The 24,863-nt window shown below is 50.6% G+C and carries 21 protein-coding genes and 1 riboswitch; of the genes, 11 read left to right on the top strand and 10 right to left on the bottom strand.

Annotation, left to right across the window (positions count from 1 at the left end; all coding sequences use genetic code 11):
* Window positions 1-159 precede the first annotated feature (159 nt).
* Genes EHW56_RS13620 through EHW56_RS13610 form a run of 3 tightly spaced genes read right to left on the bottom strand, consistent with a single transcriptional unit; the run spans window position 160 to window position 2,385 of the window.
* The gene (locus EHW56_RS13620; protein ID WP_152797087.1) at window positions 160-906 is read right to left on the bottom strand and encodes an amino acid ABC transporter ATP-binding protein; all 747 of its coding nucleotides are present in this window, start codon (window positions 904-906) and stop codon (window positions 160-162) included.
* Window positions 903-1,574: an amino acid ABC transporter permease gene (locus tag EHW56_RS13615; RefSeq protein ID WP_046074848.1), complete on the bottom strand. Its 672-nt coding sequence runs from the start codon at window positions 1,572-1,574 to the stop codon at window positions 903-905. The genes EHW56_RS13620 and EHW56_RS13615 overlap by 4 nt, the downstream gene beginning before the upstream one ends.
* A 58-nt stretch (window positions 1,575-1,632) precedes the next feature.
* Window positions 1,633-2,385: an amino acid ABC transporter substrate-binding protein gene (locus EHW56_RS13610; RefSeq protein WP_046074847.1), complete on the bottom strand. Its 753-nt coding sequence runs from the start codon at window positions 2,383-2,385 to the stop codon at window positions 1,633-1,635.
* A 368-nt stretch (window positions 2,386-2,753) separates the two neighbouring features.
* Here EHW56_RS13610 and dnaA point away from each other — a divergent pair, with 368 nt between their 5' ends.
* The 6 genes from dnaA to EHW56_RS13580 all read left to right on the top strand — a co-directional run bounded on the left by dnaA (window position 2,754) and on the right by EHW56_RS13580 (window position 9,947).
* Window positions 2,754-4,151: a chromosomal replication initiator protein DnaA gene (gene dnaA, locus EHW56_RS13605; RefSeq protein WP_046074846.1), complete on the top strand. Its 1,398-nt coding sequence runs from the start codon at window positions 2,754-2,756 to the stop codon at window positions 4,149-4,151.
* Between the two features lie 2 nt (window positions 4,152-4,153).
* Entirely contained in the window at window positions 4,154-5,254 is a 1,101-nt protein-coding gene (dnaN, locus tag EHW56_RS13600) for a DNA polymerase III subunit beta (RefSeq protein ID WP_152797089.1), read from the top strand.
* Between the two features lie 3 nt (window positions 5,255-5,257).
* Window positions 5,258-6,337: a DNA replication/repair protein RecF gene (gene recF / locus EHW56_RS13595; RefSeq protein ID WP_152797090.1), complete on the top strand. Its 1,080-nt coding sequence runs from the start codon at window positions 5,258-5,260 to the stop codon at window positions 6,335-6,337.
* Window positions 6,338-6,355: 18 nt separating this feature from the next.
* On the top strand, window positions 6,356-8,773 hold the full coding sequence (gene gyrB / locus EHW56_RS13590; protein WP_077579396.1) for a DNA topoisomerase (ATP-hydrolyzing) subunit B: 2,418 nt from the start codon (window positions 6,356-6,358) through the stop codon (window positions 8,771-8,773).
* A gap of 159 nt (window positions 8,774-8,932) precedes the next feature.
* Window positions 8,933-9,310 carry a VOC family protein gene (locus EHW56_RS13585; protein WP_046074842.1) on the top strand — a complete coding sequence of 126 codons (378 nt, stop codon included), beginning with the start codon at window positions 8,933-8,935 and terminating at the stop codon, window positions 9,308-9,310.
* 199 nt (window positions 9,311-9,509) lie between these two features.
* The gene (locus tag EHW56_RS13580; protein WP_152797092.1) at window positions 9,510-9,947 is read left to right on the top strand and encodes an Hsp20 family protein; all 438 of its coding nucleotides are present in this window, start codon (window positions 9,510-9,512) and stop codon (window positions 9,945-9,947) included.
* A 683-nt stretch (window positions 9,948-10,630) separates the two neighbouring features.
* On the opposite strand, the gene EHW56_RS13575 is transcribed toward EHW56_RS13580, so the two are convergent.
* The 3 genes from EHW56_RS13575 to glyQ all read right to left on the bottom strand — a co-directional run bounded on the left by EHW56_RS13575 (window position 10,631) and on the right by glyQ (window position 15,251).
* Complete coding sequence (locus EHW56_RS13575) at window positions 10,631-11,884, bottom strand: valine--pyruvate transaminase (protein ID WP_152797094.1); 1,254 nt, start codon at window positions 11,882-11,884, stop codon at window positions 10,631-10,633.
* A gap of 376 nt (window positions 11,885-12,260) precedes the next feature.
* A complete protein-coding gene (gene glyS, locus EHW56_RS13570) occupies window positions 12,261-14,330 on the bottom strand; it encodes a glycine--tRNA ligase subunit beta (protein WP_152797096.1) in 2,070 nt (689 codons plus the stop codon).
* A gap of 9 nt (window positions 14,331-14,339) precedes the next feature.
* Window positions 14,340-15,251, bottom strand: coding sequence for a glycine--tRNA ligase subunit alpha (gene glyQ / locus EHW56_RS13565; protein WP_069362311.1), 912 nt, complete (start codon window positions 15,249-15,251; stop codon window positions 14,340-14,342).
* A gap of 175 nt (window positions 15,252-15,426) precedes the next feature.
* Window positions 15,427-15,599, top strand: a riboswitch (yybP-ykoY riboswitch).
* 28 nt (window positions 15,600-15,627) lie between these two features.
* Between glyQ and EHW56_RS13560 the strand changes: the two genes are divergently transcribed.
* Entirely contained in the window at window positions 15,628-16,188 is a 561-nt protein-coding gene (locus tag EHW56_RS13560) for a TMEM165/GDT1 family protein (RefSeq protein WP_152797098.1), read from the top strand.
* Window positions 16,189-16,221: 33 nt separating this feature from the next.
* Here the strand turns inward: EHW56_RS13560 and tusA are convergent, their stop codons facing one another.
* Window positions 16,222-16,470, bottom strand: coding sequence for a sulfurtransferase TusA (gene tusA, locus EHW56_RS13555; protein WP_046074835.1), 249 nt, complete (start codon window positions 16,468-16,470; stop codon window positions 16,222-16,224).
* Between the two features lie 121 nt (window positions 16,471-16,591).
* Between tusA and EHW56_RS13550 the strand changes: the two genes are divergently transcribed.
* Window positions 16,592-16,795 carry a hypothetical protein gene (locus EHW56_RS13550; RefSeq protein WP_077607307.1) on the top strand — a complete coding sequence of 68 codons (204 nt, stop codon included), beginning with the start codon at window positions 16,592-16,594 and terminating at the stop codon, window positions 16,793-16,795.
* 130 nt (window positions 16,796-16,925) lie between these two features.
* Here the strand turns inward: EHW56_RS13550 and EHW56_RS13545 are convergent, their stop codons facing one another.
* From EHW56_RS13545 to fadB, 3 genes are all read right to left on the bottom strand, one after another.
* Complete coding sequence (locus EHW56_RS13545; protein WP_152797100.1) at window positions 16,926-17,918, bottom strand: MDR family oxidoreductase; 993 nt, start codon at window positions 17,916-17,918, stop codon at window positions 16,926-16,928.
* A gap of 159 nt (window positions 17,919-18,077) precedes the next feature.
* Window positions 18,078-19,241: an acetyl-CoA C-acyltransferase FadA gene (fadA, locus tag EHW56_RS13540; RefSeq protein ID WP_046074832.1), complete on the bottom strand. Its 1,164-nt coding sequence runs from the start codon at window positions 19,239-19,241 to the stop codon at window positions 18,078-18,080.
* 16 nt (window positions 19,242-19,257) lie between these two features.
* Complete coding sequence (gene fadB, locus EHW56_RS13535; protein ID WP_046074831.1) at window positions 19,258-21,438, bottom strand: fatty acid oxidation complex subunit alpha FadB; 2,181 nt, start codon at window positions 21,436-21,438, stop codon at window positions 19,258-19,260.
* A 216-nt stretch (window positions 21,439-21,654) separates the two neighbouring features.
* Here fadB and EHW56_RS13530 point away from each other — a divergent pair, with 216 nt between their 5' ends.
* The 3 genes from EHW56_RS13530 (at window position 21,655) to hemG (ending at window position 24,385) form a co-directional block, all read left to right on the top strand.
* A complete protein-coding gene (locus EHW56_RS13530; RefSeq protein WP_046074893.1) occupies window positions 21,655-22,293 on the top strand; it encodes a YigZ family protein in 639 nt (212 codons plus the stop codon).
* Window positions 22,294-22,360: 67 nt separating this feature from the next.
* The gene (locus tag EHW56_RS13525; RefSeq protein ID WP_046074830.1) at window positions 22,361-23,818 is read left to right on the top strand and encodes a TrkH family potassium uptake protein; all 1,458 of its coding nucleotides are present in this window, start codon (window positions 22,361-22,363) and stop codon (window positions 23,816-23,818) included.
* Window positions 23,819-23,839: 21 nt separating this feature from the next.
* Window positions 23,840-24,385 (top strand): menaquinone-dependent protoporphyrinogen IX dehydrogenase, encoded by a 546-nt coding sequence (gene hemG, locus EHW56_RS13520; RefSeq protein WP_046074829.1) that lies wholly within the window; start codon window positions 23,840-23,842, stop codon window positions 24,383-24,385.
* Window positions 24,386-24,863: the final 478 nt, after the last annotated feature.

Genomic DNA, 24,863 nt, shown 5'->3' with positions numbered 1-24,863 from the left:
GAGGGTAGCACTAGGCTTGACTCCGACGCCTCTCAACAAAGAGGGCGGATTGTAGCCATTGACTAACGATTAGTCAATCACTAACCGACGCCACTCCGGGCGGTGAATTATAAGCACTTGGGCACAGATCGCAAGGATCGATCCCCAAGCGATCGTCGACTAGGGAGCGATCCCGACTTGATTCAAAAACTTATGCAAACGGGGATCGTCGCATTGGTTAAATAACCAATTCGGTGTCCCTTGGGCAATAATATGGCCGTCGTTCATAAATACCACCCGATCCGCCACATCGCGAGCGAACTGCATTTCATGGGTGACCACCAGCATGGTTTGGTGGCGAGTGGCGAGCTTTTTCATCAACGCCAACACTTCGCCAACCCACTCTGGATCGAGGGCTGACGTGGGCTCATCAAACAGCAGCAGCTCAGCCTCCAGCGCCATCGCCCGGCCGATGCCAACCCGTTGCTGTTGTCCACCCGATAAAGAGGCCGGGTAATGATCCCCTTTATCGCCAAGCCCAATATCATCGAGAATTTGCTGGGCACGCTCACGGGCTTTGTCTTTCGCCCATCCCTTAACGGTGCGCAGCCCCTCGGCAATGTTGTCACGAGCATTGAGGTTAGCAAATAACGCATAATTTTGGAAAACAAAGCCAGTTTGACGCCGCAACGCCAGAATATCCTGCTTACGGGTGGCCATATTGCCGCTATCAACGCGTTGCTCCCCGATTTCGATGATCCCTTGCTCGGCACGCTCGAGAAAATTAATGCAACGCAATAAGGTCGATTTACCGGTGCCGCTAGGACCAATAATGCAAACTATTTCGCCTCGGTCGATAGTGAGGTCGATGCCGTCGAGCACCGCAACGCCTTGATAGATTTTTTTTAGCTTTTCTATCTTTATCATCGTTGATACGCCTTATTAAGGTGTGCCTCTGCCCAATACTGAACGCGTGTTAATGCCACAACCACGGCCCAATAGATGAGTGCCACCGCTAAGTAAGCTTCAAAGAACTTGAAGCTGGATGACGCTTCCATTTGCGCTTGTGCCATGATTTCCGCGACCCCGAGCGTAAAGGCGAGTGACGTGGCTTTAATCATATCAATGAAGTAGTTCATCAACGATGGCAGGGCAATACGCACCGCTTGCGGCAAGATGATGCGTTGCATCGCTTGGCGGGTGGTCATGCCCACCGCCAGACTGGCTTCCATCTGGCTGCGATCCACCCCGGTAATGGCGGCGCGGATTGACTCGGCCATGTACGCAGAAAAATGCAGACTGATTCCGATCACTGCGGCGGTAAAGGCTTCCATTCCCACTAAGGCGGGGATGACCTGAGGGAGACCGTAATAAAGTAGAAACAGTTGCACCAATAGCGGGGTGCCACGGAAGAAGCTAATAAAGATCTGTGCAATACCATTGAGCCCAGGGATGCGAAACACGCGAATCAAGGCTATCGCCACTGCCAAGGCGAGGGCGAAGATGAGGCCCAGTACAGCCATCTCCATGGTGATCCCCAAATAACGCAGCAGCAGGGGAAACAAGGAGGCCATGTAATCAAAATCGAACGCCATGATTGACCTTTAAACAAAAAAGCCCGCCTGCGCGGGCTTATTAAATGAAAGTAAACACTTACTTTTTAGTGATATCGCCACCGAACCATTTGGTTGAGATATCCGCCAAGGTGCCGTCCTCACGCATCGCGTTTAGCGCAGCATTGACTTCATCACGTAAGCGTTGACCACGCTCTGAGTCGACAAACGGCCATGCATTAGCAATGGTTTCAAAAGGTTGTCCAGCTAATTGTAGGGGCAGACCTGACTCTTTGATCAATTGTAGCGCGGAGAGGCGATCCATAATAAAGGCATCAGCACGACCCAAGGCCACATCGTGTTCAATCCCGGTTTCGTAGGTTTTGATGTTGATATCATCAGCGGCTGGGTGTTCACGCAACAGTTGTTCAAAGTTCGAGCCTAAGTTAACGGCCACGGTTTTACCCTTCAGATCGGCGACCGAGTTAATGGCATCATTGCCTTTACGAACCGTGATTTGTGCGCCGTCCACCACATACGGGTCAGTGAATAGATATTTCGCTTGGCGCTCATCGGTGATGGTGATTTGGTTTGAAATGGTGTCGATACGGCCGGTTTGTAACAGACCAAACAGTCCTGAGAAGTTAGCGGTGACATACTCCACATCGTAGTCGTTGCGCTCGCCAATCTCATCCCACAAATCGACTTCGAAACCTTGTAGCTGGTCTTGTTTAACAAACGTAAACGGAAAGTAGCGGCCAGACATGCCCACTTTTACTGTTTCAGAAGCAAAGGCGGGGGCAGTGAGAATCATGCTCACGCTGAGCAGGGCGTTGATGAACCATTTAGTCATGAAAAGCTCCGTAGTAACCACATCGATATTGATAAGGTGCGTAATATAGAGGGTGGCAGTGGCAGGCGAGAAATACCTTCTTGTTATGAGTAATAACTTATTCACCGAAGTTGTCGTGTAATTCCTGGGATAAACCCCACATTGATCAAAATTATGCACAAGGAAAGAACAGGATCATTGGCCAATCTGATCCTATTCTTGTGAGTAAAACATGGGTTTGCTGTGGCGATCTCACGTATTTCTGTGGGATCTATGTGAATAACTCGGATCTTATTCACTGATTTCGGGATCTTGTGGGTAGCGATCTGGGCGCGACAGGAGTACCATTGTGACCTTTCTCTTTTCGGTACAACTGCGTGGAGTCAAACGTGTCATCATCGCTTTGGTTGCAGTGTCTTGAACGTCTTCAAGATGATTTACCTGCGACAGAATTCAGTATGTGGGTACGGCCACTTCAAGCCGAGCTCAATGACAATACGTTGACCCTCTTTGCCCCAAACCGTTTTGTGCTTGATTGGGTGCGAGATAAGTATCTGCATCAAATTAATCAATTACTGAACGAGTTTTGTGGTGTCGACGTACCCATGCTGCGCTTTGAGGTGGGGAGCAAACCGGTTGCCGCAACGCCACAAGCTGCCCCTGCCGGGCCTGCTGCTGCGCCCGCTCCGCAACAAGCGGCGCCAGCGCCGCCGCAAGGACGAGTGTGGGAGCCTGCTCCCTCACCGGTGCAATCGGATGTTAATCATCGCTCCAACGTCAACCCCAAACACAAGTTCAATAACTTTGTTGAGGGTAAATCGAACCAGTTAGCCTTGGCAGCCGCGCGTCAGGTGTCGGATAACCCGGGGGCGGCCTATAATCCCCTTTTTCTTTATGGCGGAACGGGCTTAGGTAAAACGCACTTGTTGCATGCGGTGGGTAATGCCATTTCTGATCGCAAAGCGGATGCGCGCGTGGTGTACATGCACTCAGAGCGCTTTGTGCAAGATATGGTGAAAGCGCTGCAAAATAATGCTATCGAAGAGTTTAAGCGTTATTACCGCAGTGTCGATGCGCTATTGATTGATGATATCCAATTCTTTGCCAACAAAGAGCGCTCGCAAGAAGAATTCTTCCATACCTTTAATGCGTTGCTTGAGGGTAACCAGCAAATCATTCTCACCTCCGACCGCTATCCCAAAGAGATCAACGGGGTCGAGGACCGCTTAAAATCGCGGTTTGGCTGGGGGCTGACCGTCGCGATTGAGCCGCCAGAGCTGGAAACCCGGGTGGCGATTTTAATGAAAAAAGCGGAAGATCATGCCATTCGTTTGCCTGATGAAGTGGCCTTTTTTATCGCGAAAAGACTACGTTCTAACGTGCGTGAACTTGAAGGGGCGCTTAACCGCGTGATCGCCAATGCCAACTTTACCGGTCGTGCGATCACCATCGATTTCGTCCGAGAAGCGTTGCGGGATTTGCTCGCCTTGCAAGAAAAGTTGGTCACCATTGATAATATCCAGAAAACCGTGGCTGAATATTATAAAATCAAGATGGCAGACTTGTTGTCTAAGCGTCGGTCTCGCTCGGTGGCGCGACCCCGCCAGATGGCGATGGCGCTAGCAAAAGAGCTGACCAACCACAGCTTACCGGAAATTGGTGATGCATTTGGCGGTCGTGACCATACCACCGTATTGCATGCTTGTCGTAAGATTGAGCAGCTGCGTGAAGAAAGTCACGATATTAAAGAAGACTACTCTAACCTGATTCGAACGTTGTCGTCCTAATTATGAAATTTACTCTTACGCGTGAGCAATTACTTCAACCGCTTCAGCAAGTTACTGGGGCACTAGGCGGGCGTAGTACCTTGCCGATTTTAAGTAACCTATTGATTGAAGTGTCGGAGCAGCAACTCAAGCTGACGGCGACCGATATGGAGGTCGAGCTCAATGCCACCGCACCGCTGGACGGTGAGTATCTTGATGGGGCGATCACTGTGCCTTCGCGTAAGTTTATGGATATCATCAAAGGCTTACATAGCGAAGCTCGTATCACTGTGGCGCAAGAAGGTGACCGCGTGGTGGTGCGAGCGGGACGAAGCCGCTTTACATTATCGACCTTACCGGCTTCAGATTATCCCAACATCGAAGACTGGCATGCCGAAGTGAGCTTACAAGTACCGCAAAGCAAGCTGGGTCATCTGATTGACGCCACGCAGTTTTCGATGGCGAACCAAGATGTACGCTATTACCTCAATGGACTCTTATTCGAAACCGATGGGCATACGCTGCGCACCGTTGGGACGGACGGCCACCGGATGGCGGTGTGTCATTTATCCATGGAAGAGGCGTTGCCCGCACAACAAGTGATTGTGCCACGTAAAGGCGTCAGTGAGTTGGCGCGTTTGCTCGATGATAGCGAGCACCCGGTGAATATCCAAATTGGCGCGTCTAATATTCGTGCGGTGGTGGGCAATGTGACCTTTACCTCTAAATTGGTTGATGGACGCTTTCCTGATTATCGGCGTGTGTTGCCACAATCCACTTCCCGAACGCTTGAGGTCGACTGTGCTGAGCTCAAGCAAGCATTGTCATTAGCCGCGGTATTATCGAACGAGAAATTTCGCGGCGTGCGAATGAATATTGAAGGTAGCGAGCTGCGTATCTCCGCCAACAACCCTGAGCAAGAAGAAGCGGAAGAGTTTTTGGAAGTCGACTATCAAGGTGAGCCAATCGAAATCGGTTTTAATGTTAGTTACGTGCTCGATGTGCTCAATGTTTTACGTTGTGACAAGGTGCGTTTTTCGATGACAGACGCGGTGGGCAGTACCTTGATTGAGGACTGCGATCGCGAAGACGCCATGTATGTTGTGATGCCAATTCGCCTCTAGGTTATGGCGCTATCACGACTGGTCGTCCACGACTTTCGAAATATTGAAGCCTGCGATATTGAGTTGTCGTCAGGCTTTAACTTTTTAATTGGCCCCAATGGCAGTGGTAAAACCAGTGTATTGGAAGCCATCCACTTTCTCGGTCATGGGCGCTCCTTTCGTAGCGTGCTTAACAGCCGAGTGATTCGTCATCAGCAACCCAATCTTACGGTACATGGTCGAGTAAAAACGCAAGATGGGATCTTGCTTCCGGTCGGCATTCAAAAGCGCCGAGACGGCAGTGCAGATGTTAAAATCGGTCAAGAAAAAGGGCAAAAGCTGGTGGCCCTGGCCAAAGTGCTGCCATTGCAATTGATCACCCCTGAAGGTTTTGAGTTATTAACCGATGGGCCCAAGTTTCGTCGTGCGTTTATCGATTGGGGGGTGTTTCATTCTGAGCCAGGTTTTTTTGAAGCTTGGACACGAGTGAAGCGCCTAACGAAGCAACGCAACGCCGCGTTGAAAACAGCGCGCCACTATGGCGATATCCAAGTATGGGATACGGAACTAGCACGCCTTGCCGAACAAATCAGCGCATGGCGTCAGGCTTACGTTGATGCGGTTTCCGCGCGAGCGACCGCATTATGCCAAGCATTTCTTCCCGAGTTTTCCATCCAGTTTCGTTTTTATCAAGGATGGGAGCGAGGCGCAGACTATCAGGCATTGTTGGCGGCGAACTTTGAGCGCGACCAGCAAATGGGATACACGGTATCAGGGCCGCATAAAGCCGATTTGCGCATCAAGGTGGCAGGTACGCCAGTCGATGATGTGCTATCGCGCGGACAGTTAAAATTAATGGTATGTGCACTTCGGCTTGCACAAGGCCAGTTGTATAGCGAGGAGCAAGGTATCGCTTGTATCTACTTAATCGATGACTTTGCCTCCGAATTAGACAGTCGCCGGCGAGCACTATTGGCCAGTGAGTTGACCCGCATTGGGGCTCAGGTTTTTGTTAGCGCCATTAGTGCCGATCAAGTCGCGGAAATTTGCGACGAAAATAGTAAGATGTTTCATGTGGAACATGGCAAAATTAACGCAGGATAAATAAGCGAGAGTAACTCAATGTCCAACGAATACGATTCATCGAGTATCAAGGTACTGAAGGGCTTGGATGCCGTGCGTAAGCGTCCGGGAATGTATATCGGCGATACCGACGATGGTACCGGCCTGCACCACATGGTGTTTGAGGTGGTCGATAACTCGATCGATGAAGCACTGGCCGGACATTGTAATGATATCGTGGCGACCATCCACGAGGATGGCTCGGTATCGGTTCGCGACGATGGTCGTGGTATCCCGGTCGATATTCATGAGGAAGAAGGTGTATCGGCCGCACAAGTGATCATGACCGTCCTCCACGCCGGCGGTAAGTTTGATGACAACTCTTATAAAGTCTCTGGCGGCCTTCACGGGGTGGGGGTATCGGTGGTCAACGCCTTGTCAGAAAAACTCGAGTTGACTATTTGGCGTAATGGCCATGTTCACCAGCTTAATTTTGCGCACGGTGAGCCTCTAGGACCGCTGGCTGAAATGGGTGAGACCGACCAAACCGGTACCCGTATTCGTTTCTGGCCAAGTGAAGAGACTTTCTCTGATATCAACTTCAACTATGACGTGCTTGCCAAGCGCTTGCGTGAGTTGTCTTTCCTTAATTCGGGTGTCTCCATCAAGTTAATTGACGAGCGCGAAGAAGACAAAGCGGATCACTTTAAATACGAAGGGGGCATCCGCGCGTTTGTCGAACACCTCAACAACAAGAAGACCTCCATCCACCCATCCGTTTTCCACTTTGAGCATACTCGGGAAGACGGGGTTAGCGTTGAAGTGGCGATGCAGTGGAACGATGGCTATCAAGAAAACATCTACTGCTTTACCAACAATATTCCGCAGCGCGATGGTGGTACTCACCTTGCGGGTTTTCGTGGCGCATTGACACGTACGCTCAATAGCTTCATGGACAAAGAAGGTTATTCCAAAAAAGCCAAAGCCGCGACGTCTGGCGATGATGCCCGTGAAGGCTTGACCGCGGTGGTCTCGGTGAAAGTACCGGATCCCAAGTTCTCCAGCCAGACCAAAGACAAACTGGTGTCATCGGAAGTGAAATCGGCGGTTGAATCCGCCATGAGCAGCCACTTATCAGACTTTCTCATTGAGCACCCTGCCGATGCGAAAGTAGTGTGTACCAAGATCATTGACGCTGCCCGTGCGCGTGATGCGGCACGTAAAGCACGTGAAATGACGCGTCGTAAAGGCGCGTTGGATTTAGCTGGCCTTCCCGGCAAGCTTGCCGATTGCCAGGAAAAAGATCCGGCGCTATCTGAACTCTACATTGTGGAGGGTGACTCTGCAGGCGGCTCAGCCAAGCAGGGGCGCAACCGTAAGAACCAAGCGATTTTGCCGCTCAAAGGTAAGATCCTCAACGTCGAGAAAGCCCGTTTTGATAAGATGTTGTCCTCGCAAGAAGTGGCGACACTGATCACGGCAATGGGGTGCGGGATTGGCCGGGAAGAGTACGATCCGGACAAGCTACGTTATCACAGCATCATCATCATGACCGATGCGGATGTCGACGGCTCGCATATTCGTACCTTGCTGCTGACCTTCTTCTATCGCCAAATGCCAGAGCTGATTGAGAGAGGCTATATTTATATTGCTCAACCACCGCTTTATAAAGTGAAAAAGGGCAAGCAAGAGCAATACATCAAAGATGACGAGGCGATGGAGCAGTATCAGGTGGCATTGGCGTTGGAGAATGCGTCATTGTTCGTGAACCCAGATGCGCCAGCGATGCACGGCGAGTCACTTGAGAAATTGGTGAAAGAGTACAATGGTGTCCTCAAGCTGATTCAGCGTATGAAGCGTCGCTATCCCGCCGCGCTACTCAATGAGCTGCTTTATCAACCGCGTTTGTCAGTCGATGACCTGCGCGACGAGTGGGCAGCTAAGCAATGGGTAGAAAACATTGTTGGGATTTTGAATCGTAAGTCGACGGGTGAAAGCCAGTATCAGGCATCATGCCGACTCGATGAAGAGCATCAGGTATGGGTGCCAGAGCTGGTGGTGCGCACCCATGGTGTCGATTATAAATACTTAGTGAGCTATGACTTCCTGAACTCGAAAGAGTACGGTCGAATCGCAAGCCTATCGGAAACCTTAAATGATCTCCTGGATGAAGGGGCGTACGTTAAGCGCGGTGAACGTACGCAATCGGTAGAGAGCTTTGAGCAAGCTCTCAACTGGTTAATCAAAGAGTCAACCCGTGGTGTGTCTCGTCAGCGCTATAAAGGTTTGGGAGAGATGAACCCAGAGCAGCTTTGGGAAACCACTATGGATCCTGAAGGTCGTCGTATGATGCAGGTGACGATTCAGGATGCGGTTGCCGCGGATGAGTTGTTTACCACCTTGATGGGTGATCAAGTTGAGCCACGTCGTGCGTTTATCGAAAACAATGCGCTGAAAGTAGAAAACCTCGATGTATAAGTGATAAATCAACTATTTATCAACAATTAAGGCCAGCATTGCTGGCCTTTTTCATGCCTGTTTGGGAGGCAAACCTCAATATGTAACTGTTTTTATATACAGTGTTTTTAGCGCGAGTACACTTATCATTCCCTTAACGACAAAATGATAGGAAGCCTGATGTCTATAAAAACGCGCGCTAATCTCCAATTGGTTTATGTTTCTGATATTGACCGTTCTGTGGGTTTCTATCAGCAACTGTTTCAATGTGATCCTGTCTTTACCAGTCCCAGGTATGTGGCGTTTTCTGCCTCTGAGCAGGGAGATGCCTTATTTGCGTTGTGGACAGGCGGCGAGCAGCCCTCACCCTCGATGACGCGACTGAGTGAAATTGGCATTATGGTGCCTACCAATGATGACGTTGATGCCGTTTTTGACCAATGGTCGAACAACCTAACCATCAATGTTGTGCAAGCTCCTTACGATGATGTGTTTGGCCGAACCTTCGTGATTCAAGACCCTGATGGGCATTTAGTGCGCGTAGCGCCGCTTGATTAATATGATGGGAGGGGGCTTAAGAGGTTCGCTTTCGAATTGTGCGCCCTCCATGAGAGCAAAAATTTTTTAAAGTCGCTATTGAAATCAAATTACCCAACCCTATATAGAGTAATAAGGCGATGCTATTGGGTCGCCGGAGGCTTGTCCGAGTTGGAAGGCCGTAGATAACATTTTATTGCTTCATAGGAAGGGTAAGATTATGCGTAACTTTGATTTCTCTCCACTCTATCGTACTGCAATTGGTTTCGACCGTTTATTCGATCTGGTTGAAAACAGCAATGCCAATAATGCGGGTGGATTTCCTCCTTACAACATAGAGCAAAGCCAAGAAAACCAATACCGCATCACCATGGCGGTAGCAGGCTTTAGCCAAGATGAGGTGGATATCACTCAGCAAAAAAATAGCCTAATCGTCGCCGGTAAAAAGGGTGCACGTAATCAAGATACTAAGTTCTTGTACCAAGGCATTGCCGAGCGCGATTTCGAGCGCAAGTTCCAGCTCGATGATCATATTAAAGTGACAGGGGCAGACATGGAAAACGGCATGCTACATATTGATTTAGTACGCGAAGTACCAGAGGAAGAAAAGCCTCGTCGTATCGAAATCGGTAGCCGTTTGCTAGAAAACGCTGAGTAAAGCTTGAATCCCGAGTGGTTCACGATAAGGGAGAGGGCAGCCATGCTGCCCTTTTTATCGACTATACACCTAAGACGAGCCTGCCAATCCGTCGTGACATCCGAAGCTGTGAAGCGCCTGATGATTTATCCCGTCCACATAGATCTGTCTAGCGCTGCCGGTTGCCCATCCGTCTCTTAACGAGATCTGGCTTTGTAATGCGTGCCCAACACTCTGCCGCTGAATGAAAAAATAGTGGTGTTTCAGTTCCCAGCCAAGAACGTCCTCTCTCGATATATATTACTGAAAGCAAGGATAATGTTTCACGTGAAACATATAAGAATACCAATAGCAAACCATCTCGCCTGGCCTATCAAACTAAACCAATCGACGTTCGGGCTGACCATATAGATTGAATCGACGGCTATTTGGGAGGGAGTGTAGCGGTACGTTTTAAGGGTAGGTCCGCTTGCAAGGAAAGAAAGGCGTGTCATTAGCAGTGCTGGATGACGACTTGTTTGCTGTGAGCCTACTTGGTCTTAAGTGGTGCGAGATGAGCGACTTCTTCACCTTGTCCAAAAGTCTCGTGCAATATTTGAATGACGAGTTGTTCTTTAAGTGTTGACTTAAAACATGAGAAGGGAAATCCATAAAAGGTTTCACGTGGAACATCCACTAACCGATGTTCCACGTGAAACCAAGGCTTATTCCTCGTTGTAGGCACGCGCGACTTCTTCAGCGATAATATCAATGCCTTTCTGCATCATCTTGTCATCTTGCACGTAGTTCATTCGGATACATTGCTTGGCATGATCCCAGCCTTCGTGATCGACACCAATAAAGAAATACTCTCCGGGGACAACCAGTACACCGCGAGCTTTTAAGCGTTTATATAACTCTTGGGTAGAGATTGGGAGCTTGTTAAACCAGAGCCACAGGAAGATAGCTCCTTCTGGCTTATGAACACGAACTCGCTCATCATTAATGGTCTCAAGCACCATCTTTAATGTGCGCTGTGACTTTTGCTGGTAGAAAGGACGAACGACGTCTTTGCTTAAGCGTAAGAGATCACCGCGTTCTATCATTGCTAGTGCCATTGCTGGCCCCACACTGTTTGGCGACAGGCTGACGATACCATTGATGTTGGACATCGCATTGATCACCGTTTCATTGGCAATCACAATCCCGCAACGCACACCAGGCAGCCCTAGCTTACTGAGGCTCGAGCAGAGTATGGTGTTGTCATTCCAGAACGGTGCAACGTCTTCAAAAATAATATCCGGGAAGGGCGTGCCATAAGCGTTATCGATGATCAGTGGAATATTGTGGTCGCGCGCGAGTTGGTCCAGTTGTCGGATTTCGTTATCGGTTAGCACATTCCCGGTTGGGTTAGTCGGGCGGGAGGCACAGATGGCACCAATGCTCTCATCAATCTTCAGGCGGCTGAAGTCGACATGATATTTAAATTGGCGGTTATCCAATAATTCAATCTCAGGTTGATAGCTAACAAAGATATCGTCGTTGATACCGGCGTCACCATAGCCGATATACTCGGGGGCAAGGGGTAGCAATATTTTTTTGTGGCTGCCATCGGCGTAGCGCCCCGCTAATAGGTTAAACAGATAAAAGAATGCACTTTGGCTGCCATTGGTCAGCATGATGTTTTTGCTTGAGAGCTGCCAGCCATAAGTCTTATTCAGCAGCTCGGCGAGGGCATTGAGTAATGCCGATTTTCCTTGTGGACCATCGTAGTTTGCCATGGCGTGAACGAGACTACCGTCGTCGAGCATTGATTGGCTTAGCGTCTTAAAGTAGTCGAGCATTTCCGGGATCGCCGCGGGGTTGCCGCCCCCCAACATAATGGCGTCTGGATTACGTAAGCCGTCATTAAGATCGTCCATTAATTGTGTGATGCCCGAGTGATTGGCGAACTTCTCGCCAAAGTGAGTGACTTCCATGATTACTGCCTTTAAATATCTGTATCGATGTTGTGGTTAAGCTGCAATCAACATACAACAATCTATTGTGTAAAAGAAAGCATGGTAAGTTTGTTATCTTCTCGTCATTAAAGGGTATGGTTGACGGGGTTGTTACGTTATCGGTACACACTAGGGCGAAAGTCGCTTAGAGGGGTAGAAATCCAAGTGTTCCATGTGAAACCAACTCGGCTTGGCTCGACAAACAGGGTGATTAGCGTCATTAAATTGGGTAGCCAACGAGGCTGAGAGCTGGTAGCAAGGTAGATGAGAATTGGTAGCGAAGAGGGGCGTCCGCGTATCAATACCCAAAAAAAGCCCCGCGTCATAGCGGGGCTGAGTCGTGTGTTGCTGATAATTACTTCTGCAGAACAGAAATATCTGCCACGTTGAGGAACTGCTCACGGATAAGGTGAAGCATCGCCAAACGGTTGGCTTTCAGTGCAGGATCGTCTGCCATAACCATCACGTTATCAAAGAAGGTATCAACCGGTGTGCGCAATTGCGCCAGCTCGGTCAACGCGCCCTGATAATCGCTGTCAGCAAATAAAGGTTTAACCGCAGCGACTTTCTCAGCGACCACGTCCGCCAATGCTTTTTCAGCGTCTTCTTGTAGCAAGCTTGTATCGACGCTGCTAGGGAGCTCGCCGTCATACTTGGCCAGGATATTGCCTACACGCTTGTTGGCCGCGGCGAGTGCTTCGGCTTCTTCAAGGCTGCGGAAGTGCGACACCGCTTTAACGCGGCTGTCAAAGTCAGCAGGCTTGGTTGGACGACGTGCCAACACGGCTTGGATGATATCAACGCTATAGCCCATATCTTGGTACCAAGCGCGGAAACGACCTAGCATAAAGTCGAGGACATCCGCTTCTACCTCTTTGTGAGTCAGACGGTCATCGTACTGAGCTTTGGCATCACGGATGAGGTCGACAAGATCAAGCTGATAGCCATTCTCGACGACAATACGTAGAACCCCTAATGCGGCCCGACGCAGGGCGAAGGGGTCGCTGCCTTTAGGTGCTTGACCAATACCAAAGATGCCCACGATGGTATCCATTTTGTCAGCCATCGCGAGTGCTGAGGAGACCGGTGTCGTAGGTAGCTTGTCACCGGCAAAGCGTGGCCAGTATTGCTCATTCAGCGCCAGCGCTACGGCTTCGGGCTCGCCATCATGACGCGCATAGTGCATGCCCATCACGCCTTGGGTTTCAGTGAATTCAAACACCATCGAGGTCATGAGATCGCACTTAGCCAGTTGGCCTGCGCGCTCAGTGTGTGACTTGTCGGCGCCGATACGCTCTGCAATCTGTCCTGCGAGTGCAGTAATGCGATCGGTTTTATCTTTGATGGTACCCAATTGCTTTTGGAATACCGCGCTATCAAGCTCTGGCAGGCGATCAATCAATGGGCGCTTGCGGTCAGTATCAAAGAAGAACTCCGCATCCGCGAGGCGAGGACGCACGACTTTTTCATTGCCTGAGATAACTTGCGCTGGATCTTTCGATTCGATGTTAGACACGAAGATGAACTTGGGCAGTAGCTCACCATTAGCGTCATAGACAGGGAAGTACTTTTGATCGCCTTTCATGGTGTACACCAGCGCTTCTGATGGCACCTTAAGGAACTTGTTCTCAAAAGAGGCAGTCAGTACCACTGGCCATTCCACCAAAGAGGTGACTTCTTCAACCAAGTCGTCATCAAGCTCAGCAACCCCACCAACCGCGTCAGCCGCTGCTTTGGCATCTTTAATAATCAACGCCTTACGTTTTTCATAATCGGCCATGACTTTACCTTCACGCTCAAGGCGCTCTGGGTATTCGTCAGCATGATCCAGCGTTAAGCTCGATTCACCCATAAAGCGGTGGCCACGAATCACGCGATCAGACGCCACGCCTAGGATAGTGCCTTCAATCAAGGTGTCCCCATACAGCATCACCAAGGTTTTCACTGGGCGGATAAACTGGGTGTCTTTGTCACCCCAGCGCATGGGTTTAGGAATAGGCAGTTTGCTTAAGGCGTTATCGGCCAGTACCGGCAGTAAGGCGTCAATGGCTTGGCCAGGTACGTGTTGACGATACAGCAACCACTCACCTTTATCGGTTTTTAGGCGCTCGGCCTCGCTCACGTCAATCCCGTTACCGCGCGCCCAACCCATGGCCGCTTTGGTGGGATTGCCGTCTGCGTCAAAGGCGGCTTTTACCGCAGGACCGCGTTTCTCAACCACTTTATCTGGCTGGCGATCGCTCAATGCAGCCACTTTAAGTGCTAAGCGACGCGGGGACGCGTACCAAGTAATGCCGTGGTGGCTCAGATCAGCGTCTTTTAGTTGTGCTTCAAACTGACTCGCGAAGGCTTCAGCCAGTGTGCGCAAGGCTGTGGGTGGTAGCTCTTCAGTGCCGAGCTCAATCAGGAAATTTTGCGTTGCCATGATGCTCCCTTATTTGCTGTGTCGGCACATCGGGAAGCCTAGCGCTTCGCGAGATGCGTAGTAGGCTTCGGCGACACGTTTAGTCAGTGTGCGAATGCGCAGAATATAGCGTTGACGTTCAGTCACTGAAATGGCTTTACGCGCATCCAGCAGGTTGAACGCATGACCGGCTTTTAGGATCTGTTCGTAAGCAGGCAAAGGGAGCGGCTGCTCGAGATCCAGAAGCTTGGTACTTTCGGCTTCGCACTGATCAAAGTAGCGGAACAGAAAATCAACATCAGCGTGTTCAAAGTTATAGGTCGATTGCTCCACTTCGTTTTGGTGGAAAATATCGCCGTAGGTGACTTTGCCAAATGGGCCATCGGTCCAAACCAGATCATACACAGAGTCGACTTCTTGAATGTACATCGCCAGGCGTTCGATACCGTAGGTAATCTCACCGGTGACCGGTTTACATTCCAGGCCGCCGACTTGTTGGAAGTAGGTAAACTGAGTGATCTCCATCCCGTTCAGCCAGACTTCCCAGCCGAGGCCCCAAGCGCCCAGCGTTGGGTTTTCCCAGTTATCTTCCACAAAGCGAATGTCGTGGACTTCTGGGTCAATTCCCAGCACTCGCAGCGAGCCTAAATACAGCTCTTGAATGTTATCGGGTGACGGCTTCAGGATGGTTTGAAACTGGTAGTAGTGCTGCAGACGGTTCGGGTTCTCGCCATAACGCCCATCGGTAGGACGACGAGAAGGTTGAACGTAAGCCGCTGCAATGGGCTCTGGACCAAGTGCACGCAAGCATGTCATTGGGTGGGAGGTACCTGCACCCACTTCCATGTCTAGCGGCTGAACAATGGTACAGCCTTGCTGGGCCCAATAATCCTGCAGCGCGAGGATCATACCCTGAAAGGTTTTGATATCGAATTTATGCATTGTCAGGTTCGCGCGAGTTGATGAATGGAGAAAATAGCTGGCAATTATAACTCGCAGCGCGCTCAAGCAGTAGGGGGCTGGCGGATTTTTGTGCGCCTTTGAGGCGCTTATTTTCTCCGTGCAGGGGCAAGAGGAATAGAAGTTGCCAAGCGATTGTTCAAATCGTACACTAGCGCCGTCTTGGGGAGTAGTCGACCACTGCACAGTCAGTGGGGCAATCATCAACATAGTTGAAGCAAAATCTTCATGGTGATTGCAAGCCTGCCATTAGGTGCTCTGGGCTTGACGAGACCAACGACAATCGCACGAACCGGGGTGGGGCGTGTGTGTTGTCGTGGTTGAATCATAATAAGCCCTGCCCCAGATGAGCAATGTCATGAGCGTTCTTGCCATTTCTATCTCTACCGTCACCTTGGCGGAAATCGGGGATAAAACCCAACTACTATCGCTGGCGTTAGCGACACGTTTTCGTAAACCTGCGGTGATTATCAGTGCCATTTTATTGGCGACGTTAGTCAATCACGCCATTGCCGCCTGGCTCGGGGTGGTCGCGGCCGATATACTGACCGATACCGTATTGCATATTATTTTGATCATCAGTTTTGGCGTGATGGCGGTATGGATGCTGATCCCGGATAAGCTTGAGGATGAAGGTATTCAGGGCAAAAGCGCGTTTTGGGCGAGCTTCAGTGCGTTCTTTGTCGCAGAAATTGGCGATAAAACCCAGCTCGCCACGACCGCATTGGGCGCACAGTTTAATGAAGCGTTGTGGGTGGTAGTGATTGGATCAACCATTGGCATGTTGCTAGCCAATGTCCCAGTGGTGCTGGCGGGTGATAAAATTCAGCGCCATGTCCCGCTTGCTGTCGTGCGGGCGCTCGCGGCGGCGATGTTTGCCGCATTGGCTGTGCTCGATACTTGGTATCTACTGAGCTAACGCAGGACAATGATGAATGAATAAGGGTTGGCGTTATGCCAGCCCTTTTTTGATCAAAAACTGAAACGGCACGCTCTCTGTTTGGGCTGCGATAAGGGTGTGATCCATAAAACGACAAAAGCTGGGAATATCACGCGTGGTTGAGGGATCATCGGCGGTAATCAGCAAGGTTTGTCCCTCGTCCATATGACGGATACGTTTACGTACCATCATTACAGGCTCCGGGCAGCGCAGGCCTAAGGCATCAAGTTGAAGATCGGCGTGGTCAAAAGCGAGTGTCATTATTTTTACCTCAAAAAGTGTCGACCTGATCATACTTATGGCGACAAATTATTCAAACAGGGTTGCGCTTGTAAATGAGTTGTGTAAATTATTTAACAAGTCGTTAACGAAAGGCGGGATCATGAGAAAAGCACAAACGAGCACATTGAGCTTGGCTTATGGACACCGTATCGCTGCTTACACAGGGCTGAGCGGACTCGCTTTTTGGGGATTAACGCACAGTCATGAGCACACTCTCTTGGCAACACTAGCAATCTGCGCCGCAGCCTTGGGGTTATTGGTAGAAGCCTTATCGACCTCAACGCCACGCTCGCAGCCTGACTAGGCTAACTCACTCAACAGCTACACTCACTCCCAGTTTTCTTGGGCTTCCCCGCTCTTCGAGCGGGATTTTTTTTGTCTACACGTCGCCAATAAAGGCCAACCCGTAATAAAGATTGGCCTTTTTGCGCGGATTAGTTTTGGTGAGCGATCTCGATAACGACGCGGCCTTTCACCTCGCCCTGAATAATTTTATCCGCATACTCTGGGGTTTGCGCCAGTGCGATGGTGTGGCACGCCTGTTCAAAGTAACTGGCTGGGAGTAGCTTGGTGAGTGATTGCCACGCAGCTTGACGTTGCGCTTTCGGGCAAGAGACTGAATCGACACCTTGCAATCGCACATTGCGCAAAATAAACGGCATCACAGTGGCGGGTAAATCAAAACCGCCGGCAAGGCCGCATGCGGCGACCGTCCCCCCGTACTGGATTTGTGAGAGGACATTGGCAAGCATTTGACTGCCTACGGTATCAATTGCGCCAGCCCACTGTTGCTTGTCTAGCGGGCGACCGGGTGCGCTAAAGGACTCGCGCGGTAGCACGTCGTCAGCGCCTAGTTGCTTAAGCCACGCTTGGTTGGCTTCAAGTCGGCCTGTGACGGCACTGACGCGATAGCCCAACGCATGCAATAAGGTGACCGCGACAGAGCCAACGCCGCCACTGGCACCGGTGACTAACACTGGGCCATCTTCAGGTTTGACGCCACCATCGATTAAGGCTTGCACACATAACATCGCGGTAAACCCCGCGGTGCCTACCATCATTGCTTGTTGCGCAATGAGCCCCTCAGGAAGGGGAACGAGCCAGTCGCCATTAACACGCGCTTTCTCTGCCATGCCTCCCCAGTGTGCTTCACCGACGCCCCAACCAGTGAGCACCACTTTATCTCCGGGTTGATAGTCGGGGTGTTGGCTATCGGCAACTGTGCCGGCAAAGTCGATCCCTGGCACCATGGGGAATTGGCGAACAATCTTACCTTTGCCGGTAATGGCTAAGCCGTCTTTATAATTGAGGGAGCTGAAATCAACATTGACGGTGACATTGCCTTCTGGAAGAAGGTCATCATCGAGTGAGGTGATTTTGGCGAGGGTTTGCTTTTCGTGTTGTTCAAGGACAAGCGCGTTAAACATGGCATTCTCCCGGTTGAAGTCAGTGAGTGGCCATACTAGGCCAGATGATGTTACCACCACATGCGTTACATCAATCACTATGCGATTGCGTGCGGGATGACGCAAGCCAAAAAAAGAGCGGACGTAGCCGCTCTTTATTGATGAAAGTGCGCATTGTGGTTAGACGCGTTCGAACACTGTCGCAATCCCCTGACCGAGACCAATGCACATGGTCGCTAAGCCTAAGGTAGCATCTTGGCGCTCCATTTGATGTAGTAAGGTGGTCGAGATGCGTGCGCCGGAACAGCCTAGCGGGTGACCCAGTGCAATTGCACCACCGTTGAGGTTAACTTTGTCATCCACTTTATCCATCAGGCCAAGATCTTTGACACAAGGCAGAGACTGGGCGGCAAATGCCTCATTCAGTTCGACCAAGTCAATGTCATCGATGCTTAGGCCCGCACGTTTGAGCGCTTTTTTGGTCGCTGGGACCGGACCATATCCCATAATGGATGGGTCACAGCCGGCGACGCCCATGGCACGGATACGTGCACGGATAGGCAGCCCCAAGGCTTTGGCCTTTTCTTCACTCATCACCAACATTGCAGAGGCACCATCCGATAGTGCCGACGACGAGCCAGCGGTTACTGTGCCATTGGCAGGATCAAAGGCGGGGCGTAAACCAGCGAGGCTCTCTACGGTAGTTTCTGGACGAATCACTTCATCGTCTTCCACCAAGGTGAGTAAGCCATCGGCATCATGGCCTTCAATAGGCGCAATCTCATCTCTAAAACGGCCTTCCACGGTGGCGGCATGCGCACGGGCATGAGAACGAGCGGCAAACTGGTCTTGCATTTCACGACTGATGCCATGCATGCGACCGAGCATTTCTGCGGTAAGTCCCATCATGCCAGCGGCTTTAGCGACTGACTTAGATAAGCCAGGGTGGAAGTCGACACCATGGTTCATCGGCACGTGGCCCATGTGTTCGACACCACCAATCAAGAAGGTGTCGCCATCACCGACCATGATTGCGCGAGCCGCATCGTGCAGTGCCTGCATCGACGAGCCACACAGGCGGTTGACCGTGGTGGCACCCACGCTATGTGGAATGCCAGCAAGGAGCGCCGCATTACGGGCAATGTTGAAACCTTGCTCGAGCGTTTGTTGTACACAGCCCCAGTAGATGTCTTCAATACTGGTGCTGTCTACCCCAGGGTTACGTACCAATAGAGACTTCATTAGGTGCGCGGATAGATCTTCAGCACGAACGTGGCGAAACACACCGCCTTTCGAACGGCCCATGGGGGTACGGATACAGTCAACGATCACTACATTGTTCATTGTTCTCTCCTTAAACTTAGGCTGATTGCGGTGCGTTGACCGGTGTGACATCAAAGTAAGCCTGTTTATCGCTGGCACGACGTTTCATATCCGTAGGAACATGATACAAAGCGCCGAGCTCAGAGAATTTGTCAGCCATGGCGACGTAGTTATCAACACCCAAAGTATCGACATAACGGAAGGCACCGCCTCGGAATGGCGGGAAGCCGATACCGTAAACCAAAGCAATGTCTGCTTCTGCCGGAGAGGCAATGATGTTTTCTTCCAAACAGCGGGCGACTTCGTTGATCATCGGCACCATCATGCGAGCGATAATATCCTCGTCACTGATCTCTGCTTGACCCCCTTCAATTACGGGTGCGAGCAAAGCAGGGACGGCTTCATCGGCTTCTTTTTTCGGCTTGCCTTTTTTGTCTGTGGTGTAGCGATAGAAGCCTTTGCCATTCTTCTGACCAAAGCGCTCGGCCTCAAACATCACATCAATGGCATCGCGGCCAGACTTACTCATGCGGTCTGGGAAGCCTTCTGCCATTACCGCCTGTGCGTGGTGCGCGGTATCAATACCGACCACGTCAAGCAGGTACGCCGGACCCATCGGCCAGCCAAATTGTTTTTCCATGATTTTATCAATGCGCTGGAAGTCCACCCCGTCACGCAGTAGCAAGCTAAAGGCATGGAAGTAGGGGAACAATACGCGGTTGACGAAAAAGCCGGGGCAGTCGTTGACGACCACGGGCGACTTACCCATCTTGGCGGCGTAAGCCACCACGCGTGCGATGGTTTCATCAGAGGTTTTCTCGCCACGAATCACTTCAACTAATGGCATGCGATGAACCGGGTTAAAGAAGTGCATGCCACAGAAGTTTTCTGGACGGGCCAATGACTTCGCCAGTGTATTGATAGGAATGGTAGAGGTGTTGGACGCAATGACCGTGTCGTCACTGACTAGCGCTTCGACTTCTTTGAGGACGCTGGTTTTTACTTTCGGGTTCTCGACCACGGCCTCGACGATCACGTCACTTTGCTCAATGCCCGCATAGTGAAGACTTGGGGTGATTGACGACAATACTTGGCCCATTTTAAAACCATCGACACGACCACGCTCTAGCTGCTTATTCAGCAGCTTGGTTGCTTCTTTCATACCGAGGTCGAGTGAGGCTTGGGCGATGTCTTTCATCATCACCGGCACGCCTTTCAGTGCCGATTGATAGGCAATGCCGCCGCCCATGATGCCTGCGCCTAATACCGCACCACGTTGTGTGTCTTTACCTTGTTTGGCAGCTTTTTTCGCGTTGCCTTTGATGACCTGGTCATTGAGGAAAATGCCCACCAAGGCTTGTGCGACATCGGTTTTGGCTAGCTTGACGAAATAGCGGTTTTCGACCTCAAGTGCCTCATCGCGTGTCATCCCTGCGGCTTCTTCAATGGCCGTCACTGCCGTCATTGGAGCCGGATAATGTTTCCCTGCAACTTGTGCCACCATGCCTTTGGCCATGGTAAAGCTCATCGCTGCCTCGGTGCGGTTAAGCTTCAGTGGTTGTTTTTTCTGTTGGCGACGGCTTTGCCAGTCAATTTTTTCGTCGATCGCTTGGCCTAGCATTCGAATCGCCGCGTCACGCAGGTGCGCGTTATCGACAACGGCATCCACTACGCCTTCTTTTAACGCCGCGGACGCGCGTTTTTCTTTCCCAGCAGTGATGATTTCCATCGCGGTATCGGCGCCGATAAGTCGAGGCAAGCGCACGGTACCACCGAAGCCGGGCATAATGCCGAGCTTGGTTTCAGGAAGACCGATACGCGCGTCCTGACCTGCTACACGTAAATCGGTCGCGAGTATGCACTCACAGCCACCGCCGAGTGCATGGCCATTGACGGCACTAAGGGTGGGATAGGGTAAATCTTCTAAACGATTGAAAATGGCATTGGCGCGAGATACCCAATCAGAGAGCTCTTGGTCGGGTTTGGCAAACAATCCGAGAAATTCGGTAATGTCTGCGCCGACAATAAAGGCTGATTTAGCAGAGGTCAGCAGCAGTCCTTTAATATCATCGCGACCCGACAAGGCATCGAGGGCTTGGTCTAAGCTTTCTAGCGTTGCCAGATCCAATTTGTTGACAGAACCTTGGCTGTCTAGGGTCAGTTCTGCAATGCCGTTATCCAAAGCACGAACTGATAGGTTATCTCCTTGGTAGATCATGGTTGTTCTCCACGTTGGCAGTACCATCCTGGTTGAATAGTGTTCTGGTTAGACCAGATGCGACCTAGTGTGGATCATTGTTATAAGAAATGACAACCAAAAGTTAAACGAATGTTTAAAATATGTGGTGTGGGTTGTTTTTACTGTGGTCGAGTCCCTGTCGTGCTTGAGGGAATATGATACAGTGCATCGCTGAGACACAAAGGTTGTACCATGATGCCTATCACCCCATACGCAGTGCCTGCTGACACCGTGAGGCACGAGCTTGAAATCAAAAAAAGCCGGTTTATTACGTATCTTGCTCATACGCCCGGAGAACAAGAGGCAAAGCAATTTATTCAATCGTTGCGAGAAGCGTATCCTGATGCACGGCATCACTGCTGGGCATTTGTCGCAGGCCGGCCTGAATCTTCCGTGCAATGGGGGTGTGGCGATGATGGTGAGCCAGCGGGAACGGCAGGCAAGCCGATGCTTGCGCAGTTATCTGGTGCGAACGTCGGTGAGATTTGTGCCGTGGTAGTACGCTATTTTGGCGGGATTAAACTGGGTACTGGGGGCTTGGTCAAAGCGTATGGCAGTAGTGTGCAGCAAGCCCTGGGCCTTTTGACCACGCGAGAAGTGGCAGTGACAGTCCCTTACACGATAAGCTGTGAATATGCTCACATTGATACGATAGAATCGCTACTCAAGCAGTACGATGGCGTTCAGCTCGATGCAGAATTCAGCCATAATGTGCGATTGAGTGTGCGTATCGATGCGCGCTATATCGATGTGTTTCTTGAAGCACTTAAAAATCAAACCCGCGGACAAGCAAGCGCGCACCCGTTAGAACATAAGACAACGTCAGGCACTTAGCCTGCTTTACGTGTAACGACGAGACGGTAGAAAGTCGCTACCGCCGATAAGAGGGCCACGTCAGGCTATGCAATTTCGTTCCATTACCCGCATTGTCGGACTCCTGCTGGCCCTGTTCAGCATCACCATGTTAGCGCCTGCATTGGTTGCGTTTATCTATCGTGATGGTGCGGGCTATCCTTTTGTTTTGACGTTTTTTCTACTACTCGCGGGTGGCGGGTTACTTTGGTTCCCCAATCGAAATTATCGGCATGAACTCAAAGCACGTGATGGGTTTTTGATTGTTGTCTTATTCTGGACGGTGATCGGCAGTGCAGGGGCAGTTCCGTTGATGCTGTCTGAACAGCCCGATCTTTCCGTGAGCGAGGCGTTTTTTGAGTCCTTTTCTGGTTTAACCACGACGGGCGCAACCGTCATTGTGGGGCTAGATGAGTTACCTAAAGCGATTTTGTTCTATCGCCAGTTGCTACAGTGGTTCGGTGGTATGGGGATCATTGTGCTGGCGGTGGCCATCCTACCAGTACTCGGCATCGGGGGGATGCAGCTTTATCGCGCCGAGATCCCTGGCCCCGTGAAAGACACCAAAATGACACCTCGGATCGCTGAGACTGCCAAGGTGCTCTGGTACATTTATCTGACTTTAACCGTAAGTTGTGCCTTGGCCTACTGGCTGGCGGGCATGTCTGCCTTTGATGCCATTGGGCACAGCTTTTCGACCGTTGCCATCGGCGGGTTCTCAACCCATGATGCCAGCATTGGTCACTTTGATAGCACTGCGGTTAATCTCATCACTGTGGTGTTTCTGTTGATCTCTGCGTGTAACTTTTCTCTCCATTTCGCCGCCTTTGCCAATAATGGGCTCAATCTAAAGTTTTACTTGCGTGATCCAGAATTTCGCGCGTTTTTGGTGATTCAGTTCCTACTATGGCTGGTGGTGTTTACCATGCTGAGCGGGCATCAGGTTTATGAGAGCGCCACAGAAACCTTCACCCAGGCGCTATTTCAGTCGGTATCAATATCAACCACCGCGGGCTATACCACCACAACCTTTGCCCATTGGCCGTTGTTCCTCCCCGTTTTACTCCTGTTCTCGTCATTTATTGGTGGGTGTGCAGGCTCGACCGGTGGCGGGATGAAGGTCATTCGTATCTTGCTGTTGTCACTCCAAGGAACGCGAGAATTGAAACGCTTGGTGCACCCTCGCGCGGTATACACCATCAAAGTGGGTAATAAGGCGCTACGGCAGCAAGTGGTTGATGCCGTATGGGGGTTCTTCTCCGCCTACGCGCTGGTATTTGTCATTTGTATGTTGGCCTTGATAGCCACTGGCATTGAAGAGCTAACGGCGTTTTCAGCCGTTGCAGCGACCCTCAATAACCTAGGCCCAGGGCTAGGCGAAGTGGCTGCTCACTTTGGCGATATTAATGACACGGCGAAGTGGGTATTGATCCTTGCCATGCTATTCGGTCGTTTAGAAATATTCACATTATTGGTTTTATTTACTCCCACATTCTGGCGGAGCTAGCCGTATGGGGAAGGAGAGGACATGAGCGAGCAAAGCAACGCAACGCAAAAAGTCTTACTGCTACATTCCAGCCGAGAAGGGCAGACCAAGAAAATCCTGCATTTTATCGAGCAACAGCTGGGGGCTTCGGCGCAGTGTGAGGTGAAAGATATTCATCAGCGGCCAGACATTGATCTCAGCCAATACGATCGGATACTGATTGGTGCGTCTATTCGCTATGGCCATTTTAATAAAAAGCTATATCAATTCATTGATGCGCATGCAGATCAGCTTAAAACCGTGAAAGCAGCATTCTTTAGTGTCAATCTCACCGCGCGTAAACCGGGGAAAGATACGCCAGAAACCAGCGCTTATAGCCGTAAGTTTATCGAAAAGTCACCCTGGACCCCCGAACTGCATGGTGTCTTTGCCGGCGCACTCTACTATCCACGTTATAAATGGTTTGATCGAGTGATGATTCGCTTCATCATGCATATCACGGGTGGGGAGACGGATACGACCAAAGAGGTTGAATACACGGATTGGCGAAAAGTGGCGGAATTTAGCGAGCAATTTGCCCGCTTTTAGGCCATAACGCTGATTGTTTGACCGAACGGCGACTTTTTCTAAAAAAAGTCGCTTTTTAGTCTTGCGAAGGTGAGTGGTTTCTCTATAATGCGCCTCCATCGACACGGCACGCAGGGCAAGCGTTCAGCGAGCATGTCGAGAAAAAAATCAAATAAAAATAAACGCTTGACGTGATTTTTTAAAAGATTAAGATGGCCGACCTGCTTAACGCCAAGCGTTAGGGGAGTCAAAAAGAGGTTTTATTTCACCCGGCGGGTTGAGAATAAAAGATAAAATTTCTTCTTGACTTTAACGGCAAGGCGCGTAAGATACGCAGCCCTGACCAAGCGAAGCGCGGCTTCGCATCGTCAACGCTCTTTAACAATTTGACCTATGCAATCTGTGTGGGCACTCGTTGAGAATAGACAAAAAGATTTATTCGATGAACTGAGTGACCAAACGACAACTTTTACAGTTGTTCGGCACAGTCAATTCGTTT

The organism is Salinivibrio sp. VGrn1 (genome assembly GCF_009377995.1).
GTDB classification, from domain to species: Bacteria; Pseudomonadota; Gammaproteobacteria; order Enterobacterales; family Vibrionaceae; genus Salinivibrio; species Salinivibrio siamensis.
This window is presented reverse-complemented; position numbering and strand designations above follow the sequence as displayed.

Excerpts from the sequence above, each read along its gene's own strand:
- EHW56_RS13620 (WP_152797087.1), bottom strand. The coding sequence starts at position 906 with ATGATAAAGATAGAAAAGCTAAAAAAAATCTATCAAGGCGTTGCGGTG.
- gyrB (WP_077579396.1), top strand. The coding sequence starts at position 6,356 with ATGTCCAACGAATACGATTCATCGAGTATCAAGGTACTGAAGGGCTTG.
- EHW56_RS13615 (WP_046074848.1), bottom strand. The coding sequence starts at position 1,574 with ATGGCGTTCGATTTTGATTACATGGCCTCCTTGTTTCCCCTGCTGCTG.
- tusA (WP_046074835.1), bottom strand. The coding sequence starts at position 16,470 with ATGACACTCGCTTTTGACCACGCCGATCTTCAACTTGATGCCTTAGGC.
- recF (WP_152797090.1), top strand. The coding sequence starts at position 5,258 with ATGGCGCTATCACGACTGGTCGTCCACGACTTTCGAAATATTGAAGCC.
- glyS (WP_152797096.1), bottom strand. The coding sequence starts at position 14,330 with ATGGCAACGCAAAATTTCCTGATTGAGCTCGGCACTGAAGAGCTACCA.
- EHW56_RS13545 (WP_152797100.1), bottom strand. The coding sequence starts at position 17,918 with ATGTTTAACGCGCTTGTCCTTGAACAACACGAAAAGCAAACCCTCGCC.
- fadB (WP_046074831.1), bottom strand. The coding sequence starts at position 21,438 with ATGATCTACCAAGGAGATAACCTATCAGTTCGTGCTTTGGATAACGGC.
- EHW56_RS13575 (WP_152797094.1), bottom strand. The coding sequence starts at position 11,884 with ATGGAAGTCACTCACTTTGGCGAGAAGTTCGCCAATCACTCGGGCATC.
- EHW56_RS13550 (WP_077607307.1), top strand. The coding sequence starts at position 16,592 with ATGAGAAAAGCACAAACGAGCACATTGAGCTTGGCTTATGGACACCGT.
- EHW56_RS13525 (WP_046074830.1), top strand. The coding sequence starts at position 22,361 with ATGCAATTTCGTTCCATTACCCGCATTGTCGGACTCCTGCTGGCCCTG.
- EHW56_RS13580 (WP_152797092.1), top strand. The coding sequence starts at position 9,510 with ATGCGTAACTTTGATTTCTCTCCACTCTATCGTACTGCAATTGGTTTC.
- EHW56_RS13560 (WP_152797098.1), top strand. The coding sequence starts at position 15,628 with ATGAGCGTTCTTGCCATTTCTATCTCTACCGTCACCTTGGCGGAAATC.
- dnaN (WP_152797089.1), top strand. The coding sequence starts at position 4,154 with ATGAAATTTACTCTTACGCGTGAGCAATTACTTCAACCGCTTCAGCAA.
- EHW56_RS13585 (WP_046074842.1), top strand. The coding sequence starts at position 8,933 with ATGTCTATAAAAACGCGCGCTAATCTCCAATTGGTTTATGTTTCTGAT.
- fadA (WP_046074832.1), bottom strand. The coding sequence starts at position 19,241 with ATGAACAATGTAGTGATCGTTGACTGTATCCGTACCCCCATGGGCCGT.
- EHW56_RS13530 (WP_046074893.1), top strand. The coding sequence starts at position 21,655 with ATGCCTATCACCCCATACGCAGTGCCTGCTGACACCGTGAGGCACGAG.
- EHW56_RS13610 (WP_046074847.1), bottom strand. The coding sequence starts at position 2,385 with ATGACTAAATGGTTCATCAACGCCCTGCTCAGCGTGAGCATGATTCTC.
- hemG (WP_046074829.1), top strand. The coding sequence starts at position 23,840 with ATGAGCGAGCAAAGCAACGCAACGCAAAAAGTCTTACTGCTACATTCC.
- glyQ (WP_069362311.1), bottom strand. The coding sequence starts at position 15,251 with ATGCATAAATTCGATATCAAAACCTTTCAGGGTATGATCCTCGCGCTG.